This window comes from Lishizhenia sp. (genome assembly GCF_057456495.1).
On record NZ_JBVCPV010000218.1, the window covers coordinates 1 to 4,264 of the forward strand.

The 4,264-nt window shown below is 38.4% G+C and carries 3 protein-coding genes; all 3 read left to right on the forward strand.

Annotated elements, in window-relative coordinates:
- Positions 1 to 982: M16 family metallopeptidase (locus AC22ZQ_RS12820; RefSeq protein ID WP_318959162.1), on the forward strand; the 982-nt coding region annotated here is incomplete at its 5' end.
- Positions 972 to 2,228, forward strand: a complete 1,257-nt coding sequence (locus AC22ZQ_RS12825; RefSeq protein ID WP_318959163.1) for a M16 family metallopeptidase — start codon at positions 972 to 974, stop codon at positions 2,226 to 2,228. The genes AC22ZQ_RS12820 and AC22ZQ_RS12825, both read left to right, overlap by 11 nt.
- Positions 2,229 to 2,294: 66 nt before the next feature.
- Positions 2,295 to 4,264: T9SS type B sorting domain-containing protein (locus tag AC22ZQ_RS12830; RefSeq protein ID WP_318959164.1), on the forward strand; the 1,970-nt coding region annotated here is incomplete at its 3' end.

Consider the following 4,264-nt stretch of genomic DNA (forward strand, 5'->3'; position numbering starts at 1 on the left):
AATTCCAGCTCAAAACATAGAAACGGCACTCTGGTTAGAAAGCGATAGAATGTTGAACTTGGCTTTTACAGATAAGTCTTTAGAGGTACAACGAAACGTCGTTATAGAAGAATTTAAACAGCGTTACTTAAATCAACCCTATGGAGATGTTTGGTTAAAGTTTAGACCCCTGGCTTATAAAGTACACCCGTATCAATGGGCTACAATTGGTAAGAAGGTAGAACACATTGAGGAGGCAACTATGGAAGATGTAAAAGCATTTTTCACCAAGCATTATAATCCTTCAAACGCCATTTTGTGTATTGCAGGAAATTACGATAACGATGAGGTAGAAGATCTTGTGCACAAATGGTACGGTGATATTCCTCAAGGGGAAAAGTACTTGCGTAACCTTCCCGTGGAACCTGTTCAGACAGATTATAGAGAAGAAACAATAGAAAGACCTGTACCTGCTGATGCTTTTTACTATGGTTTTAAAATGCCCGGTAAAAATGATGAGAATTACTATATAGCGGATCTTTTATCTGATCTATTAGGGAGAGGGAAATCATCTCGTCTGTATTTGAAATTGAAGAAAGAATTGCACCTCGTTTCTGATGTTTCGGCTTACATATTAGGAGCTCATGATGAAGGTATGTTGATGATTTCTGGTAAATTGAACAAAGGTGAAAGCTTCGAGAGATTGGATGAAGAGATTTGGAAATTGATTGAGGAGATTAAGACCCAAACCATGCCGTATGAAGAGTTGACCAAAATTAAGAACAAGGTAGAAACAACGAAAGTGTTCACAGAACAAGGAATATTAAGCAAAGCCATGAATCTTTGTTTGCACGAGTTGTTGGGAGATGCCAATGGTATAAATTTGGAACAAGGACACTACGACGCTATTACAGCCTCAGCGATACATAATTACGCTGTTGAGCGATTAGTAAAAACAAATTGTTCATTGTTAAAAATAAAAGCGAAAGAGGATGCTAGATAGAAGAATTCAGCCCGAAGTAAATACCTTGGAGGATATCTCTTTTGTTCATCCCCAACACTTCGAAATAAAAAATGGAATAAAGTTGCATTGGATCAATACGGTTGACGATGATGCTGTAAAAATAGATTTGGTATTTGACGCAGGTAGTAGACATGGAATTCCAGCATTGGCATCCTTTGCCAACAGCTTGCTGATGTCAGGAACTGCTAGTCATACAGCGGATGAGTTGAATGCTCAACTAGATGGTTTGGGTGGGTTTTTCCATGCAGAAACTTCTAGAGAAGGGGCCTCTGTGACTTTGTACGGTTTACGTAAGAACATTTATGCGCTTTTTACATTATTAATAAATGCAATCAAAGAGGCCAATTTCCCTCAAAAAGAAATTGATCAACTCATCAAACAAAAGCAACAGAGCTTTAAAGTTTCCTCAGAAAAGGTAAGCTTTATTGCCCGACGTTTATTTACGGAGAACGTATTTGCGAATTCCCCTTATGGTGTTATTACACAGTACGAGGATTATGAAAAGGTGAGTAGAGAGGCCGTGAAAGATTTCCACGCTAAATATTATTTACAAGGCCTACAAAAGGTTTGTATCGTTGGTGATTTGGATGAGCTTACAGTGAAGGAAATGATAGCGCAAGTGCAGTCATTGGTTGGGAAATCAGCGGAAAGTTACCTGTCAGCAGTAGAGAACAGAACAGGTGAATTTAGACAAGAGAAAGATGGGGCTGTACAAACGGCGATACGTGTAGGACGAATTCTCTTTAATCGTACAGCTGATGATTACCTACAGTTTTCTGTTATGAATACCATTTTTGGTGGTTACTTTGGGAGTAGACTGATGTCTAACATAAGAGAAGATAAAGGATATACCTATGGGATTGGTTCTGGTTTAGCAGAAATGAAAAAGCTAGGGTATTTCTTTATTGCAACAGAGGTAGGGAAAGATGTTGCGGATAAGGCACTTCAAGAAATTAAAAATGAAATTCACCGATTACAAACCGAATTGGTAAGTGAAGAAGAGTTGAGTCTGGTGCGTAATTATACGATTGGTCAAATGCTCAAAGCTTCAGATGGTCCTTTTGCTATGATGGATAGATACCTTGGTGTTGCTGATTTTGGTTTAGATTATGATTACTACACCAAGAAGATAGAAATGGTGAAAACAATTACGCCAGAAGAAATTAAAAAAATGGCCGAAAAATACCTGAAGTGGGAAGATATGACGGTTATAATGGCCGGCTAACAACTTTTTACTTTTTCCTGCGTTGTATAAGTAATAATTCGGGAAAATCAACGTTAAAAAATACAGATGCAACTGCGTCAACAAATATTCATTTTCATTATTACTGTGGTTCTTGTCTTGTTTACAGGAACCACTTTTTCTGTTGCCCAATCTTTGGACGCGAAAACGGTAATTCCTGCTCCTCAAATTAACTGTATCCAGACGGATGTAAACAATAATTTGATGATCAATTGGACGGCCGCAACAGATCCTGATGGAAGTTTTGTGGAGTATCAAGTGCACGAGCAGGGGAGTGGTTTATTGACCATCATTCCAACAATATCTACCAATACATACACCACAAGTATTTCCGCAACACAAGATTATCCGTTTTACTTAGGCCTTGTTTCTAATGATAATGGAAATGTGACGAGTTATAGTGATACCATTCACAACATATTTTTAGAACTCAATAACCCGAGCAATGGAACTGCTGTGTTAAATTGGAATGCACCAAGCGCAAACCCTCTTCCAGCTTTCGGTTCTAACTACGAGGTATATAGAGAGTATCCAGCAGGTACATGGACGTTGATTGCAACTCCGGCTTATACAACTACAATGTATATTGATACCATAGACATTTGTAGTGCTTTTTTAAATTATCGTGTGGAATTACCTACCACAACTTGCGCTTTTACAAGTAATGTAGAAGGAGACGATTTTCAAGATGATATTGTGCCGGATATACCTGAATTAGGTCACGTGAGTTTTATTGAAAATACTGGAGATTATGAAATAACATGGGGTGCCAATAGTCAAGATGATACCTATGGCTATGTAGTATACATGCAAGATGCAAATGGTGTATTTGTAGAGATAGACACAGTCTATGGAATTAACGCAACCGCTTACAATTATACTCCCATGGGGGATGGTCCTTTTAGGTTTACTATAGCAGCTTTTGATAGTTGTTTTACCTTATCAACACCACCGACCTACCAAACTTCAGCCAAAGGTAGTCCGCATCAAAGCATGTGGCTTACAGGTGGTAGTTCTGCATGTTCGCAAGACGTGGAGTTAAATTGGACGGCGTATCAAGGGTTTGGTGCGACCATAGTATATGATGTGTATGTAAGAGAAATAGGGGGTGCTTGGCAGAACGTAGGAACTACAGATCAACTAAGTTATACCTATGCAAGAATTCCGGGTACAGATTATGATTTTAAAATTGTAGCAAGAATTGCAGGAGACCAAGCCAACAGTAACATATTCACTCAACTATGGGAAGGAGCCTCAGGGCCGAGTGTGGCCTATATTTCACACGTAAGTGTGGTTGGTGATGAAATTGAAGTAGTTCATAAAGTGAGTTTAGATGGAGGTATTCAAAGTGTGAAATTACAACGTTTAAACCTTTTGAATGCAAACTATGAAACAATAGATGAATTGGCAGTTGGTAATGGAGTCGTTACATTTTACGATGACGATGTAGATGTAAATGATGAGGTGTATTACTATCAAACAATCATGGTTGATAGCTGTGGAAATGAATACCCTCCTATCAATGAGGCAAAGAATATGGTGCTGCAAAGCAATATTGATCCTTTGAGTCTTTTAGCTGAAATTCAGTGGACAGAGTATACAGAGTTTTTAGGAAATACCATTAGTTATGAAGTTTATAGGGGTGTAAATGGAGTCATAGATGATCAGCCTATTGCACTTTTAGGAGCAAATAACAGGTTTTACTCAGATCCTTTGCAGGATGTAGTGGATGAAGATTTTACCGGACAGGTGTGTTATTATATCAAGGCAAGGGAAGGGTTGAATCCAAACGGAGATAGTGATTCAAGCGCTTCTAATATTTCATGTGTTAACCTCGAGCCATTGATTTACATCCCCAATGCCTTTACGGTGAATGGAGCTAATCCTATTTTTTATCCTGTGACCAATTATCATCAATTGGAGCAATATGAATTTACCATTTACAACCGCTACGGTCAAGTGCTTTTTCATACCGAAGATAAAGGAGAAGGTTGGGATGGATACTTGGAAAATGGTCA